Origin of the sequence: Pseudoalteromonas neustonica (assembly GCF_001653135.1) — a bacterium.
Lineage (GTDB): Bacteria > Pseudomonadota > Gammaproteobacteria > Enterobacterales > Alteromonadaceae > Pseudoalteromonas > Pseudoalteromonas neustonica.
Genome location: NZ_BDDS01000022.1, coordinates 1 through 17337, shown reverse-complemented (window position 1 = coordinate 17337; position 17337 = coordinate 1). Strand labels below are relative to the sequence as shown.

Annotated in this window: 16 protein-coding genes; all 16 read left to right on the top strand. The window is 40.1% G+C overall.

The window, feature by feature from the left end; genetic code table 11:
• The 16 genes from mnmE to glmU all read left to right on the top strand — a co-directional run bounded on the left by mnmE (position 1) and on the right by glmU (position 16700).
• The gene (gene mnmE, locus A7967_RS19245; RefSeq protein WP_054206596.1) at positions 1-1365 is read left to right on the top strand and encodes a tRNA uridine-5-carboxymethylaminomethyl(34) synthesis GTPase MnmE; all 1365 of its coding nucleotides are present in this window, start codon (positions 1-3) and stop codon (positions 1363-1365) included.
• 1377 nt (positions 1366-2742) lie between these two features.
• Positions 2743-3195 (top strand): flavodoxin domain-containing protein, encoded by a 453-nt coding sequence (locus A7967_RS19240; protein ID WP_054206597.1) that lies wholly within the window; start codon positions 2743-2745, stop codon positions 3193-3195.
• A 427-nt stretch (positions 3196-3622) separates the two neighbouring features.
• Positions 3623-5512 carry a tRNA uridine-5-carboxymethylaminomethyl(34) synthesis enzyme MnmG gene (mnmG, locus tag A7967_RS19235; protein WP_054206598.1) on the top strand — a complete coding sequence of 630 codons (1890 nt, stop codon included), beginning with the start codon at positions 3623-3625 and terminating at the stop codon, positions 5510-5512.
• Positions 5513-5527: 15 nt separating this feature from the next.
• Positions 5528-6148 (top strand): 16S rRNA (guanine(527)-N(7))-methyltransferase RsmG, encoded by a 621-nt coding sequence (rsmG, locus tag A7967_RS19230; RefSeq protein ID WP_054206599.1) that lies wholly within the window; start codon positions 5528-5530, stop codon positions 6146-6148.
• Between the two features lie 14 nt (positions 6149-6162).
• Positions 6163-6948, top strand: a complete 786-nt coding sequence (locus A7967_RS19225) for a ParA family protein (RefSeq protein ID WP_054206600.1) — start codon at positions 6163-6165, stop codon at positions 6946-6948.
• An 18-nt stretch (positions 6949-6966) separates the two neighbouring features.
• Positions 6967-7893 (top strand): ParB/RepB/Spo0J family partition protein, encoded by a 927-nt coding sequence (locus A7967_RS19220; RefSeq protein ID WP_054206601.1) that lies wholly within the window; start codon positions 6967-6969, stop codon positions 7891-7893.
• A gap of 142 nt (positions 7894-8035) precedes the next feature.
• The gene (locus A7967_RS19215; RefSeq protein WP_054206602.1) at positions 8036-8416 is read left to right on the top strand and encodes an ATP synthase subunit I; all 381 of its coding nucleotides are present in this window, start codon (positions 8036-8038) and stop codon (positions 8414-8416) included.
• Positions 8417-8431: 15 nt separating this feature from the next.
• A complete protein-coding gene (gene atpB, locus A7967_RS19210) occupies positions 8432-9289 on the top strand; it encodes a F0F1 ATP synthase subunit A (protein WP_054206603.1) in 858 nt (285 codons plus the stop codon).
• A 60-nt stretch (positions 9290-9349) separates the two neighbouring features.
• Positions 9350-9595, top strand: a complete 246-nt coding sequence (gene atpE / locus A7967_RS19205; RefSeq protein ID WP_054206604.1) for a F0F1 ATP synthase subunit C — start codon at positions 9350-9352, stop codon at positions 9593-9595.
• 41 nt (positions 9596-9636) lie between these two features.
• Positions 9637-10107, top strand: coding sequence for a F0F1 ATP synthase subunit B (gene atpF, locus A7967_RS19200; RefSeq protein WP_054206605.1), 471 nt, complete (start codon positions 9637-9639; stop codon positions 10105-10107).
• A 16-nt stretch (positions 10108-10123) separates the two neighbouring features.
• The gene (atpH, locus tag A7967_RS19195; RefSeq protein ID WP_054206606.1) at positions 10124-10657 is read left to right on the top strand and encodes a F0F1 ATP synthase subunit delta; all 534 of its coding nucleotides are present in this window, start codon (positions 10124-10126) and stop codon (positions 10655-10657) included.
• Between the two features lie 14 nt (positions 10658-10671).
• Positions 10672-12213, top strand: a complete 1542-nt coding sequence (gene atpA / locus A7967_RS19190) for a F0F1 ATP synthase subunit alpha (RefSeq protein ID WP_054206607.1) — start codon at positions 10672-10674, stop codon at positions 12211-12213.
• Positions 12214-12273: 60 nt separating this feature from the next.
• Positions 12274-13134 carry a F0F1 ATP synthase subunit gamma gene (gene atpG / locus A7967_RS19185; RefSeq protein ID WP_054206608.1) on the top strand — a complete coding sequence of 287 codons (861 nt, stop codon included), beginning with the start codon at positions 12274-12276 and terminating at the stop codon, positions 13132-13134.
• A 33-nt stretch (positions 13135-13167) separates the two neighbouring features.
• Positions 13168-14553, top strand: a complete 1386-nt coding sequence (gene atpD, locus A7967_RS19180; RefSeq protein ID WP_054206609.1) for a F0F1 ATP synthase subunit beta — start codon at positions 13168-13170, stop codon at positions 14551-14553.
• A gap of 13 nt (positions 14554-14566) precedes the next feature.
• A complete protein-coding gene (locus A7967_RS19175) occupies positions 14567-14992 on the top strand; it encodes a F0F1 ATP synthase subunit epsilon (protein ID WP_054206610.1) in 426 nt (141 codons plus the stop codon).
• A 349-nt stretch (positions 14993-15341) separates the two neighbouring features.
• Entirely contained in the window at positions 15342-16700 is a 1359-nt protein-coding gene (gene glmU / locus A7967_RS19170; protein ID WP_054206611.1) for a bifunctional UDP-N-acetylglucosamine diphosphorylase/glucosamine-1-phosphate N-acetyltransferase GlmU, read from the top strand.
• Positions 16701-17337 lie beyond the last annotated feature (637 nt).

The window sequence follows — 17337 nt, the reverse complement described above, 5'->3', positions numbered from 1 at the left end:
ATGATCAATCAAGACACTATTGCAGCACAGGCGACCGCTCCCGGAAGAGGTGGCGTAGGTATTATTCGCGTTTCTGGCAGTTTAGTAAAAACCGTTGCTGAAAAAATCATTGGTCGTTGTCCTAAAGTACGTTATGCCGATTATGTACCCTTTAAAAACCTTGCTGGCGAACAACTTGATCAGGGAATTGCAATTTACTTTGCGGGCCCTAACTCATTCACAGGCGAAGACGTACTTGAACTACAAGGCCACGGCGGCCCTGTAGTGCTTGATATGCTACTAAAAGAGATAAGCCAAATAGAAGGTGTGCGATTAGCCAAGCCTGGTGAGTTTTCTGAACGTGCATTTATGAACGATAAAATGGATTTAACTCAAGCAGAAGCCATCGCCGACTTAATCAATGCCACCAGCGAACAAGCCGCTAAAAGCGCCCTGCACTCGCTACAAGGTGAGTTTTCTAAGCGTATCGACACTTTGGTAGAAAAAGTCATTCATTTGCGTATGTACGTAGAAGCTGCCATTGACTTTCCAGATGAAGAAATCGATTTTTTATCTGATGGTAAAGTCTCTGGTGATTTAAACGGCATTATTGAACAGTTAAATAACGTCACTAATCAAGCCAAGCAGGGCAGTATCATGCGAGAAGGTATGCGTGTCGTTATTGCTGGTCGCCCTAATGCGGGGAAATCTAGCTTGCTCAATGCCCTTGCTGGACGTGAAGCCGCCATCGTAACTGAGATAGCAGGCACCACCCGTGATGTACTACGTGAACATATCCATATTGATGGCATGCCGCTGCATATTATTGATACAGCAGGCCTGCGCGAAAGCCCTGATAAAGTTGAGCAAATAGGTATTGAGCGCGCATGGGATGAAATAAAACAAGCCGATCGCGTGTTGTTTATGCTTGATGGCACTGATACGAAAGACACCGACCCGCATACTATTTGGCCTGAATTTATGGCTAAGCTTCCTGAGGGCATGGGCGTTACAGTGATCAGAAATAAAGCCGATTTATCTGGCGATACGGTTGGTATGGCAGAAGAACAACAATATCCAGTGATCAGCTTAAGCGCTAAAAATGCTGATGGTATAGAGTTAGTTCGTACTCACTTAAAGGCATGTATAGGCTTTCAAGGCGCAACAGAAGGTGGTTTTATGGCACGCCGTCGTCATTTAGATGCTTTAGAAAGCGCGGCACATCATTTGCACGTAGGTAAAGATCAATTAGAAATGCACATAGCCGGAGAAATACTCGCTGAAGAACTACGTTTAACACAAAATTATTTAAACGAGATCACCGGAGAGTTTACCTCTGACGACTTACTTGGAAAGATATTTAGCTCATTTTGTATCGGTAAGTAAAAGCCTAATAAACGTAAATGGAGTGTATTTTCACTCTATTTACGTTCAGTTTTTGATTCCATCAGTCATATACCCAAGCCACCTCAAGATGCGAGCGTCGTTGGAATTAAAAGCGATTTAGGCATCACTATTATACTAACCAACGCCATTTTATTACTTATTTCAGCTGAGGTTCGCGGATAATACAATACCAAACAATGTTACTTTTCTTCGTCTATAAACCAATTAACTTTCCTATTAATGCGGTAAAAAATCAATATCACGTCACTATACCAATCGTGTTAAGTTAATGACCATTTATAGCGAAAGATAAATGCAGTGATAACAGGCAGAAACTTTGACATGTAGTTGCTCTCGGCAATTGCTCTACCTCCTTTATTAGAGTCAATCATTTCTCGAGCATGGCATTCTGTAATAGCCTTTTGGTGATGTGCTAATAGACCAATGGATTGATGCAGGCAAGCCATAAATTAAACATTGCAGTCACTGTAATCTATATATTTAGCTCAGCATATGATCATTGCGTAATGACAAAAGCCCTTTAGTATTGTTAAAACCTCCTTATATTAATCAATAAATGCTGGTGGCTGGCTTGGAAAAATAACTATTCCTTATCAATAAAACAGGTATTGATCACAAATTTATGTCAAAAAAAGCACTTTAATTAAGCCTACTTTTATCTATTAAATCCTACTTAACCACAGTAATCGATTTAAAAATCCCCTTCCCTCACTCATAAACCTAACGGTTACCCGTGAAGATTTACTGTAGTAATAGGCAAATATTCAAAAACTGTCATCAATATCACTTCTCAATTATTCAAAATTTAGATTTTAAATTTATAAGTTATCCACAATTACGATTTTTTTGGACATTTCTCCAAATTAATCGCTAGAAATATAACGATCCCTTGGAAAAAATTTGCAGGATCATCTAATTTCCAACCCTTTTTTACTGCTTTTTATAAAAATAAATCTACCTAACCGATAAAGATCGAAAAATTATAAATATTTATTAACCCTAAACGATCGTTATCAACAGAAGATCTATCCACAATCAGATCTCCGGTGTTAAATCATTTTTATAATCGCAGAACACACTGTATAAAATTTTATGATCAATAACTTAGCTACAAACGATGAATTAACCTATGCATTCAACCATAGCTTTCCCACTATTTATCAACAACTTGATCAGATGATTACAATTTGGAATAAGTTATTATATTCATTAAAAACAAAAACTTAAGTTAATAAAATGATATTGGAATAAAAAAGTAGCAAAAATACTTATACAAAGATCCATTCTGTACTTTACTGATGAGTAAACTCAGTTATCATAAACGGTATCTTAATAAGTAGGCGATCATCAAAAGTTATGGATTCAGTTAATATCATTATTGGCAGTCAGATGGGATCTGCAGAGTACGTGGGCGAACAACTTGCAGAGCAATTAATAAGCCAAGGGATCGATACTGAAGTTCATGATCAACCTAACTTTTCTAGTATAAATAAAGAAAACACGATCTGGTTACTTTGCACTTCAACTTATGGCGCAGGTGACTACCCTGAAAACCTGCTAGCTTTCATTGATAATGTAAATCAAGCAGCTGATTTAAAAGGCTTAAAGTTTAGTGTTATTGGTTTAGGCGATACAAGTTATGACACTTACAACCTTGCGGGACGTAATTTAGAGCAGCTTTTACTCAGTAAAGGTGCTAACTGTGTTGCAGAACGCCTAGAGCTCAATATCCTTGATGAAGAATTACCAGAAGATACTGCTTTGACTTGGTTACCAAGCTGGATCGATAAATGCGGTATTGCTAAATAGCCGATCTTAATAATGATCATAAATATAAAGTTACCCACAATTTACTGAGAATTTAGATCGGATTGTGGATAAGCTATGATCTAACTGCGTTTTAAAGGTATGTTATCCATGGGATAAGATCTATTCGATCACCCCCTGTGCATAAAGTGCCTTTTTGATCAGAGCTTATACGGAGCTTGATCCGATCATATAAACACCTTTAGATCCGATCTAACTTTATGTTTTTAATTATAAACTAGACCTTATCAACAGAAATAGCGATCAGTAGTAGTAATAGTAATAAAAGATCTCTTTAAAAGATCCTTTATATTATTAGAGATCACTTACTTAGATCTTGAGCACAGTTTAATCATTTATCTTCTGTAAATTTATAGGTAGAATACGCTCCCCTTGGAAGTTTGCTGGTTGATTTAAGTAGGATCCCTAAATGATTTTTCACGAAAGTTTTGATGTTATCGTTGTTGGTGGTGGCCATGCAGGTACTGAAGCCGCATTAGCTGCTGCTCGAATGGGTATGAATACCCTACTGCTGACTCACAACATGGATACCCTTGGTCAAATGTCATGCAACCCAGCAATTGGCGGTATTGGCAAAGGCCACTTAGTAAAAGAAATAGACGCGCTAGGTGGTGCAATGGCACAAGCCATCGATAAAGGCGGGATCCAGTTTCGTACTCTAAATTCTTCAAAAGGCCCAGCAGTTCGTGCAACTCGTGCACAAGCAGATCGCGCACTTTACAAAGCAGCAATTCAAGACATTTTACAAAAACAAGATAACTTAAAAATCTTCCAACAATCATGTGATGATCTTGTGGTTGAAAATAATCAAGTAATCGGTGTTGTTACCCAAATGGGTTTACGCTTCAGTGCACCTTCAGTTGTATTAACCGTTGGTACTTTTTTGGGTGGCCAAATCCATATTGGCTTAGAAAACTTTAAAGGTGGCCGTGCTGGTGATCCACCTTCTATTGCATTAGCAAATCGTTTACGTGAATTACCATTTCGTGTTGATCGTTTAAAAACAGGTACACCTCCACGTATTGATGCCCGGACTGTTGATTTTAGTAAAATGGAAGCGCAGCCGGGAGATACTGCTACGCCTGTATTTTCATTTATGGGTAATGAGTCAGATCATCCACAACAAATAGCGTGTTATATTACATATACAAATGAAAAAACCCATGAAGTGATCCGTAATAACCTACACCGCTCTCCAATGTACTCTGGTGTTATTGAAGGGATAGGCCCACGTTATTGCCCTTCTATTGAAGATAAAATTGTACGTTTTGCTGACAAAGACAAGCACCAAATATTTGTAGAACCTGAAGGCCTAACCTCTTATGAGCTTTACCCTAATGGTATTTCAACAAGTCTACCTTTTGATGTGCAGTTAGAAATTGTGCAATCAATCACTGGTTTTGAAAATGCCCATATTTGTCGTCCTGGCTACGCTATAGAATATGATTACTTTGATCCACGTGATTTAAAGAAATCATTAGAAACTAAATTTATTGATGGTTTGTTCTTTGCTGGACAAATCAATGGTACAACAGGTTATGAAGAAGCTGGCGCTCAAGGCTTAATTGCAGGTATGAATGCTGCATTACAAGTACAAGGAAAAGAACCTTGGACACCGCGCCGTGATGAAGCCTATGTAGGTGTATTAATCGACGATTTAACCACGTTAGGTACTAAAGAGCCGTACCGTATGTTTACGAGTCGTGCTGAATACCGTTTATTATTACGTGAAGATAATGCGGATATTCGCTTAACTGCAAAAGGTCGTGAACTTGGTTTAGTTAACGATGATCGTTGGCAAGCATTTAATGAAAAAATGGATATCATTGCAAAAGAATCTCAACGGATCAAAGAAACGTGGATCCATAAAGATCACGTAGCTATTGATCAAGTTAATGGGTTACTAAAAACACCATTAACTCGAGAAGCAAGTTTAGAAGAATTGTTACGCCGACCTGAGATCCGCTATAACGATCTAATGGCGATCGAAGGGTTGGGATCTGAATTTGATCACGCAACTGCATTAGAGCAAGTTGAGATCCATACTAAGTACGCAGGGTATATTGCTCGTCAACAAGATGAGATCAATAAGCAACTTCGTCATGAGTTAACTATTTTGCCTAAAGATTATGATTACTCGACAGTTTCGGGTTTATCAAATGAAGTGGTTGCTAAATTAACCGAGGCGCGTCCAGATACAATCGGTCAAGCATCGCGTATTTCAGGTATCACGCCAGCAGCGATTTCGCTATTATTAGTTTATCTGAAGAAGCAAGGCCTACTACGTAAAATTGCGTAGCTATTAAGGAATACTGTGTTACAGCAACAATTAACTACTTTGTTAGCGCAAACTGATATTGCGCTAACCGAAAAACAACAGCAACAATTGGTTCAGTATGTTGAGTTACTCAATAAATGGAACAAAGCTTATAATTTAACCTCAGTGCGTTTACCTGAGGATATGATGATTAAGCATATTATGGATAGTTTAGTTGTTGCACCTCACCTACCCGGTCATCATTATATTGATGTGGGTACGGGTCCTGGCCTTCCGGGTATCGTATTGGCTATTGCATTACCTAATACTCAATTTACTTTATTGGATAGTTTAGGCAAGCGAGTGCGTTTTTTAATGCAGGTAAAGCATGAGCTTGGACTTGATAATGTGACCCCTGTGCAGTCTAGAGTTGAAGATTATCAACCAAGTGTTAAATTAGATGGTGTATTAAGCCGAGCTTTTGCATCTTTACAAGATATGGTTGACTGGTGTTCGCACTTAATTGATCATTCAGGTAAATTTATAGCCTTAAAAGGCGTATTTCCAAGTGACGAGCTAGAATCTTTACCTAAAGGTATTAAGTTCGAAGAAAAAATAGCCTTGGAAGTACCAAAGTTAGATGCTCAAAGGCATTTAATTATTCTATCTAAAGACTAGGGATCAGAAACACTGTGGCAAAAGTCATTGCAATAGCAAACCAAAAAGGTGGTGTGGGTAAAACCACCACAGCGGTAAATCTCGCAGCATCAATGGCAGCAACAAAACGTAAAGTGCTGCTTATTGATCTGGATCCGCAAGGCAATGCGACAATGGGCAGCGGTGTAGATAAATACAGCGATGTAGCAACAATTTATGATCTTTTAATCGAAGATAAACCGATTGAAGAAGTGGTTACTAAAGAAACATCAGGTGAATATCATTTAATTGCCGCCAATGGTGATGTTACCGCCGCCGAAGTTAAATTAATGGAGCTTTTTGCTCGCGAAGTTCGACTTCGTAATGCGCTTGAAAAAATATCAGATCAATATGAATTTATTTTTATTGATTGTCCACCATCACTGAATATGTTGACTGTTAATGCAATGGCGGCCGCAGACTCAATTTTAGTGCCTATGCAATGTGAGTATTATGCGCTTGAAGGCTTAACTGCATTGATGGACACAATTACCCAACTCGCTAAACTGGTTAACCCTAAATTACAAATTGAAGGGATTTTACGTACTATGTACGATCCGCGTAATCGTTTGGCTAATGATGTATCAGAACAACTAAAGCAACATTTTGGTGATAAAGTGTACCGCACTGTGATCCCCCGAAATGTTCGTCTAGCTGAGGCACCTAGTTTTGGTGCGCCAGCAATGTACTATGACCGGACATCAAGTGGCGCAAAAGCGTATTTAGCACTTGCTGGTGAAATGTTGCGCAGAAAAGAAAAAACATCCCCAATCGTCGCCTAAATTTGAGGTAAAAATAACATGTCTGCAAAAAAACGCGGTTTAGGCCGAGGGCTTGATGCATTATTAAGCTCATCAAAACCAGCACCTAGTGCAATGCAAGTGCAAGCGGATAGCACACATATTTTGCAGGTAGAAGAAACGCAATTAGATAATACAAGTGAACTACAAAAGTTACCGATTGAATTTCTTCAATCGGGTAAATATCAGCCACGTAAAGACATGTCTGAAGAAGCCCTTGAAGAACTTGCCAGTTCTATTCGTTCACAAGGCATTATTCAACCAATTGTTGTTCGCCCTATAGGTGAAAAAAGTTATGAAATTATCGCAGGTGAACGTCGTTGGCGAGCAGCTCAACTAGCTAAGCTTGATACTGTTCCATGTATCATAAAAAATGTTGCTGATGAAGCTGCTGTTGCGATTGCGTTGATTGAAAATATACAACGTGAAGATTTAAATGCGATGGAAGAAGCGGTTGCGTTAAATCGTTTATTAACTGAATTTGAATTAACACATCAACAAGTCGCGGATGCGGTGGGTAAATCACGCACTACTGTAACAAATTTATTGCGTCTGAATAATTTAAATGACGATGTTAAAATTTTGTTAGAACATGGCGATATTGAAATGGGCCATGCACGTTGTTTATTAGCTCTTGAAGGCGAGGCGCAATCAGATGCTGCACGTCTTGCTGTCGCAAAGGCATTAACCGTACGAGAAACTGAAAAGTTAGTACGGTCGATTCTAGAGCCTGTACCAAAAAAAGAGACTGCAGAAAAAGATCCTGATGTCAAGCAGTTAGAGCAACAATTGGCTGATAATTTAGGCGCGAAAGTCGAAATTAATTACAACAAAAAAGGTAAAGGAAATTTGGTTATTTCCTACACTAACTTAGATGAATTGGACGGGATTTTAAACCGTATAAACCAAGACTATTCCCAGCATTAATTAATATCATGTCTAAAACGAGACATTTATAGCGATTTTGCACCACAAAGCACCGACTCAAGTTGCAAAACTGGCAGGATTAAGTATAATTTCGCCAGTTTTCATGCCATGACAAATAGAATGCCAGTAAGGTTAACTAAACGTGAATAATAAGTTAGCAGCACCTTATCAATTGGCTGCATTTAAATTAATCTGTTTGCAAGGTAGTGTAGCCTTAGTAGCTGCCATAATTGTTTTTTTAGGTTGGGGAGTAAGTGCCGGTCTCTCAGCATTAGCTGGAGGCGTTGTAGCCGTACTTCCTCACTGTGTATTTGCCGTTTATGCATTTCGTTATATGGGTGCAAGCCGAGCAAATCAAGCGTATACCTCGTTAAAGCGCGGTAACGGATTAAAATTTATGCTTACAATCATATTGTTTGCGCTAGTGCTAAAGCATTTCCCGGTAATTTTGTTACCTTTCTTTAGTAGTTATGTACTGGCGTTATTTACTGGATTGTTTGCACCCGTTTTTTTTAAACATTAACTTTTGGGATATAACATGGCTGCAGAAGAAGTTACTCTATCTAGCCATATTCAGCACCACTTGACCAATGCGAAGATGTGCTCGACCGATACCGGTCTTGCCTTCAATAAAGCATGTGCGGACAGTGGATTCTGGACATGGCATGTGGATACCCTCGCATGGTCTATCGGTTTAGGTCTTTTATTTTTATGGATCTTCCGTAGTGCCGCTAAAAAATCAACACTGGGTGTACCTGGTAAATTTCAGTGCTTTATTGAAATGATCGTTGAGTTCGTTGGTGATAATGTACGCGATACCTTCCATGGTAAAAGCAAACTAATAGCACCTCTAGCCCTAACAATTTTTGTTTGGGTGTTCTTGATGAACTTAATGGATTTAATACCGGTTGATTTCTTACCTGCATTTGCTGGTTTAGTTGGTGAAACTGCCTTCGGTATGGATTCACACGACGTGTACATGAAAATTGTACCTACTACTGATATCAACTTAACCGCTGCGCTTGCGTTGGGTGTGTTTATTTTGATGATCGGTTACTCAATCAAAATTAAAGGTGTGCTTGGCTTTGTTAAAGAGCTGACGCTTCACCCATTTAGTTCTAATAATAAGCTAGCAATGGTGTTTCTAATCCCTTGTAACTTATTACTAGAATTAATCGCGTTAGTTGCTAAGCCTTTCTCGTTAGCGCTACGTTTGTTCGGTAATTTATACGCTGGTGAGTTGATTTTCATCTTGATCGGCGCGGTAGGTTTAATGCAGTTACCACTGCACTTTATTTGGGCTGTATTCCATATCTTGGTAATCGTACTACAAGCATTCGTATTTATGATGCTGACAGTTGTATACCTAAGCATGGCAAGCTCGGATAATCATTAATTTTTATATTTACAATTTTACTTTTAACTTTAATTTACAATTGAAACTTTGGAGAAAAAAATGGAACAAGTATTATCAATGCCTGAAGCAATTAAGTTTATCGCTGTTGCTCTACTAATTGGTTTTGGTGCTATCGGTACAGCTATCGGCTTCGGTAACATGGGTGGTAAATTCCTTGAAGCATGTGCGCGTCAACCTGAGCTTGCACCTTCACTACAAGTTAAGATGTTCATCCTAGCTGGTCTAATCGATGCTGTAGCTATGATTGGTGTTGGTATCGCGATGGTATTGTTGTTCGTACTTTAATTTTATTTTTTGAACAGCTTACTATTTAAGGAGGAGCGGTTGTGAACTTAAACGCCACTCTTATCGGTGAATTAATTGCATTTACGGTGTTCGTATTATTTTGTATGAAATACGTATGGCCACCACTAAACGGTGCAATTGAAGCTCGCCAGAAAAAAATCGAAGATGGTTTAGCTGCCTCTGATAGAGCCGAAAAAGACTTAGAACTAGCGCAAAAGAAAGCTGCAGAACAGCTTAAAGATGCAAAAGTTCAAGCGGCAGATATCATTGAACAAGCTAAAAAGCGTGCAGTGCTAATTGTTGACGAAGAAACAGTTCGTGGTCAGCAAGAGCGTGAAAAAATTATTGCTCAAGGGCATTCTGAAATTGAATCTGAGCGTAACCGTGTAACAGAAGAGCTACGTAAGCAAGTAGCTACTCTTGCAGTGGTTGGCGCAGAACGAATTTTAGAGCGCGAAATCAATCAAGCCACACATAGTGACATCGTTGAAAAACTTGTCGCTGAGCTGTAACTAGGAGGGTATGAGCATGTCTGAATTGACTACTATCGCTCGCCCATACGCTAAAGCGGCTTTTGAACTTGCCGTTGAAAAAGGCACTATTGACAGTTGGAATGAGATGCTGTTTTTTGCTGGCCACGTTGCCAGTGATGAACAAGCATCTGCTATTTTAGCTGGGTTGCCTAATGCTACTGCACAAGCTGAGTTATTTATTAAAATTTGTGCAGAGCAGCTCAACGAACAAGGTCAGAACCTAGTGAAGGTGATGGCTGAAAATGGACGTTTAGTCGCTTTACCAGCGGTTGCTAAGTTATTTGCTAATTTTAAAGCAGAGTACGAAAAAGAAATCGAAGTAGATGTGATTTCGGCAACCCCTCTTGTTGCAGCGCAGCAAGAGACATTGGTAGCGGCACTTGAAAAACGTTTCGCACGCAAAGTTAAGCTGAATTGTAGTGAAGACGCTGCAGTGGTTGGTGGTCTTATCATTAAGGCTGGTGACACTGTAATCGACGGCTCAGTTCGCGGTAAATTAAACCGCTTAGCCACAACACTACAATCGTAATTGGGAAAAAGAGCATGCAACTTAATTCCACTGAAATTTCAGATCTGATCAAACAACGTATTGAGAAGTTCGAAGTTGTAAGTGAAGCTCGTAACGAAGGTACTATCGTATCTGTTACTGACGGTATCATCCGCATCCACGGTCTAGCTGACTGTATGCAAGGTGAGATGATTGAGCTTCCAGGCAACCGTTATGCTATCGCACTAAACCTTGAGCGCGACTCAATTGGTGCAGTAGTAATGGGTCCGTACGCGGATCTTACTGAAGGCGTAAAAGTATACACAACTGGTCGTATCCTAGAAGTTCCTGTTGGTGCTGGTTTACTTGGTCGTGTTGTAAACACACTAGGTGCACCTATCGATGGTAAAGGCGCTTTAGATAACGACGGGTTTGAACCTGTAGAAAAAATTGCACCAGGTGTAATCGAGCGTAAATCTGTAGATGAGCCAGTGCAAACTGGTTATAAATCTATTGATGCGATGATTCCAGTTGGTCGTGGTCAACGTGAACTTGTGATCGGTGACCGCCAAACAGGTAAAACTGCACTAGCAATCGATGCAATCATCAATCAAAAAGACACAGGCGTTAAGTGTGTGTATGTAGCGATTGGTCAAAAAGCATCTACTATTGCTAACGTAGTACGTAAATTAGAAGAGCACGGTGCACTAGCAAATACTATCGTAGTTGTTGCATCTGCCTCTGAATCAGCGGCACTTCAGTACTTAGCACCGTTCGCGGGCTGTACTATGGGTGAATACTTCCGTGACCGTGGTGAAAACGCATTAATCGTATATGATGATTTGTCTAAGCAAGCAGTTGCTTACCGTCAAATTTCATTGCTACTTAAGCGTCCACCAGGTCGTGAAGCATACCCAGGTGACGTATTTTATCTTCACTCTCGTCTTCTTGAGCGTGCATCGCGTGTAAACGCTGATTACGTTGAAAAGTTCACCAATGGTGAAGTGAAAGGTCAAACTGGTTCATTGACGGCATTGCCAATCATTGAAACTCAAGGCGGCGACGTTTCTGCGTTCGTACCGACTAACGTTATCTCTATCACCGATGGTCAGATCTTCTTAGAAACTGACTTATTCAACTCAGGTATCCGTCCGGCAGTAAATGCTGGTATCTCGGTATCGCGTGTTGGTGGTGCTGCACAAACTAAAATCGTTAAGAAACTAGGTGGCGGTATTCGTCTAGCCCTAGCTCAGTACCGTGAATTAGCTGCGTTCTCGCAGTTCGCGTCTGACCTTGATGATGCAACACGTGCTCAACTTGAGCATGGTGAGCGTGTAACAGAGTTAATGAAGCAGAAACAGTACGCACCAATGTCTGTTGCTGAAATGTCTTTGTCGTTATTTGCAGCTGAGAAAGGTTTCCTTCAAGATATCGAGATCGTTAAGATCATGGATTTTGAAGCGGCTTTACTTTCTTATGCAAATAGCACATACGCAGAGCTTATGGCTCAAATCAATGAAACTGGTAACTACAACGCCGAGATCGAAGCGCAGCTTAAAGACCTTCTAACGAAGTTCAAGTCTACGCAAACTTGGTAATTTAGTTATTAATGGTGCGCTTTAGGTAACTAAAGCACACCTTGATTCGGAGAGAGAGTCATGGCCAGCGGAAAAGAGATTAAAAGCAAGATCGGTAGTATTAAAAATACTCAAAAGATCACTAGCGCAATGGAAATGGTTGCTGCGTCTAAAATGAAAAAGGCGCAAGAACGTGTGGCTTCAAGCCGTCCATACGCTGAAAAATTACGTAAAGTGATTGGTCGTGTTGCTCAAGCAAATCTTGATTTTACTCACCCTTTTTTAGAAGAGCGTGAAGTAAAACGAGTTGGTTATATTGTTATCTCTACAGACCGTGGTCTGTGTGGCGGTCTTAACTCAAATGAGTTTAAGCAAGTTGCACTAGATGTTAAAGCGTGGAAAGAAAAAGGTGTAGACGCAGAGTTTGCAACTTTAGGCAGTAAAGCTGCTGGTTTCTTCCAACGTTTTGGTGGTCAACTACTCGCTAAAAAAGCGGGCTTAGGAGATAAACCTTCTATTCAGGATATTATTGGTCCTGTAAAGATCATGCTAGATGCATTTTCTGAAGGGAAGATTGACCGTTTATTCTTGGTATATAACAACTTCGTTAATACCATGAAGCAAGAGCCAATTATAGATCAGTTACTCCCTTTGCCAAAAGCTGAAAAAGAAGTATCTGCCCACTCGTGGGATTACTTGTATGAGCCAAACCCAGACGCGATTTTAGAAGCGCTGTTAGTACGCTTTATTGAATCTCAAGTATACCAAGGTGTGGTTGAAAACGCTGCTTCTGAACAGGCTGCCCGTATGGTTGCAATGAAAGCTGCAACTGATAACGCTGGTGACCTTATGGATGATTTACAGCTTATTTATAACAAAGCTCGCCAAGCAGCAATCACACAAGAAATTAGTGAGATTTGTTCTGGTTCAGCTGCAGTTTAATGCTTCAGGCAAAGATTAAAGAGAGGAATAGACATGAGTTTAGGTAAGGTCGTCCAAATTATCGGTGCCGTTGTGGATATTGAATTTTCACAAGACAACGTGCCAGCCGTATATGACGCGCTAAAAGTATCAGATGGCGATTTAGCTGGTTTGACTCTAGAAGTCCAACAACAGCTAGGTGGCGGTGTGGTACGTACTATCGCACTAGGTACTACAGACGGTTTACGTCGTGGTGCTGCTGTATCAAACACAGGTGAAGCGATTCAAGTTCCAGTTGGTAAAGCAACACTTGGTCGTATCATGAACGTACTTGGTGAGCCAATCGATGAAGCTGGTCCAATCGGCGAAGAAGACCGTATGTCTATTCACCGTGCAGCGCCTTCATACGAAGAGCAATCAAGTTCAGTTGAGCTTTTAGAAACTGGTATCAAGGTAATCGACCTTGTATGTCCGTTCGCTAAAGGTGGTAAAGTTGGTTTATTCGGTGGTGCCGGTGTTGGTAAAACCGTAAACATGATGGAACTTATCCGTAACATCGCAATCGAGCACAGCGGCTACTCAGTATTCGCAGGTGTTGGTGAGCGTACACGTGAGGGTAACGATTTCTACCATGAGATGAACGATTCAAACGTACTTGATAAAGTATCGCTTGTATACGGTCAGATGAACGAGCCTCCAGGTAACCGTTTACGCGTAGCGTTAACAGGTCTTACTATGGCTGAAAAGTTCCGTGACGAAGGTCGCGATGTACTTTTCTTCGTAGATAACATCTACCGTTATACACTTGCTGGTACAGAAGTATCTGCACTACTTGGTCGTATGCCATCAGCGGTAGGTTACCAGCCTACACTTGCTGAAGAAATGGGTGTACTGCAAGAGCGTATCGCTTCTACTAAGACTGGTTCAATTACTTCAATTCAAGCGGTATACGTACCTGCGGATGATTTAACGGATCCATCTCCAGCAACTACCTTTGCTCACTTAGATGCAACTGTAGTACTTTCGCGTGATATCGCATCACTTGGTATTTACCCTGCGGTAGATCCACTTGATTCATCTTCACGTCAACTTGATCCATTAGTAATTGGTCAAGAGCACTACGATACAGCACGTGGCGTTCAAACAGTTCTTCAGCGTTATAAAGAACTTAAAGACATCATTGCAATCCTAGGTATGGACGAGCTTTCTGATGAAGATAAGCAACTAGTATCTCGTGCACGTAAAATCCAGCGCTTCCTATCTCAGCCATTCTTCGTGGCAGAGGTGTTTACAGGTGCATCTGGTAAATACGTATCACTAAAAGATACAATTGCTGGCTTTAAAGGTATTTTAAGTGGTGAATTCGACCACATGCCAGAGCAAGCGTTCTACATGGTTGGCTCTATTGAAGAAGCTCAAGAAAAAGCCAAAAGCATGTAACTAGGAGGGTAGTATGGCAGCTATGACTGTACATCTTGATGTAGTAAGCGCAGAGGGTAAAATATTCTCTGGTCTTGTTGAATCTATTCAAGTAAGTGGTAGTGAAGGTGAGCTAGGTGTTAACGCCGGCCACGCTCCACTACTCACTGCCCTAAAACCTGGTATGGTACGTTTAGTTAAGCAATTTGGTGAAGAAGAATTCATCTACATTGCAGGTGGTACGCTAGAAGTTCAACCGAACATTGTATCTGTACTTGCAGATACAGCCGTTCGTGGTGAAGACCTAGACGAACAAGCTGCAGAGCAAGCTAAACGTGACGCTGAGAAACAAATGGCACAAGGTGGTACATCTGCGGAGCTAGATTATAGCCAAGCAGCTGTACAGCTAGCTGAAGCAATCGCTCAGCTACGTGTTATTCAGCAATTACGTAAAAAGTAAGCCAATCTGGTTTTTTAAAAGCCCACTTTATGTGGGCTTTTTTGTGCCTGTTATTATTTTTAATACAATGAAAAACTAAATATATGACTGCGTTGTCATCACATGAAACAGGCGATGTAAATTAATTTAACTTGCATTAACAGTTAATAACCTATGTTTTTACTTATATCCTTCATCAATCCCCGTTACAATATGACAATAATAAAGCGATTTGTAATTTCAGCTTAGATTCAGTGGCTACTGCTAGATTGCCATTGAGTATGTGCACATGATGTGACTTACGTAATCTTTTTGAATTTACACATGGTTACTCATTCCAATAAAACAAAGAAAGAAGGATATTGTTTTAATGTCTCTGACTACAGTAATTCTTGCTGCGGGTAAAGGTACTCGTATGCGTTCAGCTCTACCTAAGGTTCTTCATAAAGTGGCTGGTAAACCAATGGTGCAACATGTCATTGATAACGCCAATGCATTAGGAGCGACTTCAACGAATTTAGTTTATGGTCATGGCGGCGAATTATTACAACAACAACTTGCCGATAACGACGTAAACTGGGTACTGCAAGAAGAGCAACTTGGCACCGGTCATGCTGTTGCCCAAGCAAACCAACATATTAATGATAACGATACTGTTTTAGTTTTATATGGTGATGTGCCGTTAACAAAACAATCAACGCTTGAACGTTTACTTGCCGCTACTCCTAAAAATGGCTTAGCTGTATTAACAGTGGATTTGGTTAACCCAAATGGCTACGGTCGTATGCTTCGAGTTAATGGCAAGCTAGTAGGTATTGTTGAACAAAAAGATTCAACACCTGAACAGTTGCTTATTACAGAAGTTAATACCGGTATTATGGCTGTTAATGGTGGATTACTAAAAAGTTGGTTAGGCAATCTTTCAAACAATAACGCTCAAGGTGAATATTACTTAACCGACATTGTCGCTATGGCGCACAGCGAAGGTGTTGAAATAAGTTCAGCACAGCCTGATCATCCAATGGAAGTTGAAGGCGCGAACAATCGTGTGCAACTAGCTGGCCTTGAGCGTGCTTATCAAGCATGGCAAGCCGAAGAGCTAATGCTAAATGGTGCAACACTTGCCGATCCTGCCCGCATTGATGTTCGTGGTGAAGTCACCACCGGTGAAGATGTACTAATTGATGTAAACGTTATCTTTGAAGGTAAAGTGACAATCGGTAATAATGTTGAAATTGGTCCTAACTGCGTACTTAAAAATTGTACCATTGGCGATAATGTCATTATTAAAGCTAATACCTTAATTGAAGAGGCAAGTGTTGCAGCTAAATGCACACTTGGTCCATTTGCACGTTTACGCCCAGGTGCAATCATGGAAGAGGACTCTCACATTGGTAACTTTGTTGAGATGAAAAAAACGCGCCTAGGAAAAGGTTCTAAAGCAAATCACCTTTCTTATTTAGGTGATGCTGAAATTGGCGAAAAAGTTAATATTGGTGCTGGTACTATTACCTGTAACTACGATGGTGTGAATAAAGCAAAAACTATAATTGGCGATAATGCGTTCATTGGTTCTAATTCATCACTTGTGGCACCAGTAAATATTGGTTCGACGGCAACCATTGGAGCTGGCTCCGTGATTACTAATACTGTCGCTGATGAACAATTGGCCGTTGCTCGAGGTAAACAACGCAATCTCGATGGCTGGAAAAGACCAACTAAAAAATAGTATTATTTAAAAGGCTACCTCGGTAGCCTTTTTTATCTCATGTTTGCTTGATTAATATACCAAAAAAGCCCCGCAAGCACTTGCCTGTGTGTTTTTTGTACAAAAGTGAAGTTGATTTAATAAAACTGAAATAAAGCATTGACCGCCTCTAAATAATCCCTATAATGCGCATCCACTGACCCGGTAGGCAGCAATGAAAAGCGCTGAACAAACGGTTAGATAGGTCGAGTAAAACTTAACTTTGAAATTCTTTTAAAGAAACTAAAATTTAAGTGTTGACAAAAAAAAGTGGAAAGCGTAATATGCGCAGCCCTAGCGAGATAAAGTTTAACTTTAATCGCAACGTTCTTTAACAATATAAAGCAATCATCTGTGTGGGCACTCGTACAGATTGAGTTCTAACAGCCGAACTTAGTTTACTAAGCAAGGCAAAAAATTTAGAGTCTCAATGTGATTTCTCGAAAGAGAAACTGAGTGACCAACAGAATAGTTATTTTTAATAATTATTCGGCACAGTCAATTCAATATCGAAAGATATTAAATAAATTCAGAATTCATTGAGCAGGTTCTTCATTCTTTATTGGATGAGAACAGAAAAAACTTTTAATTGAAGAGTTTGATCATGGCTCAGATTGAA

Excerpts from the sequence above, each read along its gene's own strand:
- mnmE (WP_054206596.1), top strand. The coding sequence starts at position 1 with ATGATCAATCAAGACACTATTGCAGCACAGGCGACCGCTCCCGGAAGA.
- atpB (WP_054206603.1), top strand. The coding sequence starts at position 8,432 with ATGGCTGCAGAAGAAGTTACTCTATCTAGCCATATTCAGCACCACTTG.
- A7967_RS19175 (WP_054206610.1), top strand. The coding sequence starts at position 14,567 with ATGGCAGCTATGACTGTACATCTTGATGTAGTAAGCGCAGAGGGTAAA.
- mnmG (WP_054206598.1), top strand. The coding sequence starts at position 3,623 with ATGATTTTTCACGAAAGTTTTGATGTTATCGTTGTTGGTGGTGGCCAT.
- atpG (WP_054206608.1), top strand. The coding sequence starts at position 12,274 with ATGGCCAGCGGAAAAGAGATTAAAAGCAAGATCGGTAGTATTAAAAAT.
- A7967_RS19240 (WP_054206597.1), top strand. The coding sequence starts at position 2,743 with ATGGATTCAGTTAATATCATTATTGGCAGTCAGATGGGATCTGCAGAG.
- atpA (WP_054206607.1), top strand. The coding sequence starts at position 10,672 with ATGCAACTTAATTCCACTGAAATTTCAGATCTGATCAAACAACGTATT.
- atpE (WP_054206604.1), top strand. The coding sequence starts at position 9,350 with ATGGAACAAGTATTATCAATGCCTGAAGCAATTAAGTTTATCGCTGTT.
- glmU (WP_054206611.1), top strand. The coding sequence starts at position 15,342 with ATGTCTCTGACTACAGTAATTCTTGCTGCGGGTAAAGGTACTCGTATG.
- atpD (WP_054206609.1), top strand. The coding sequence starts at position 13,168 with ATGAGTTTAGGTAAGGTCGTCCAAATTATCGGTGCCGTTGTGGATATT.
- atpH (WP_054206606.1), top strand. The coding sequence starts at position 10,124 with ATGTCTGAATTGACTACTATCGCTCGCCCATACGCTAAAGCGGCTTTT.
- A7967_RS19220 (WP_054206601.1), top strand. The coding sequence starts at position 6,967 with ATGTCTGCAAAAAAACGCGGTTTAGGCCGAGGGCTTGATGCATTATTA.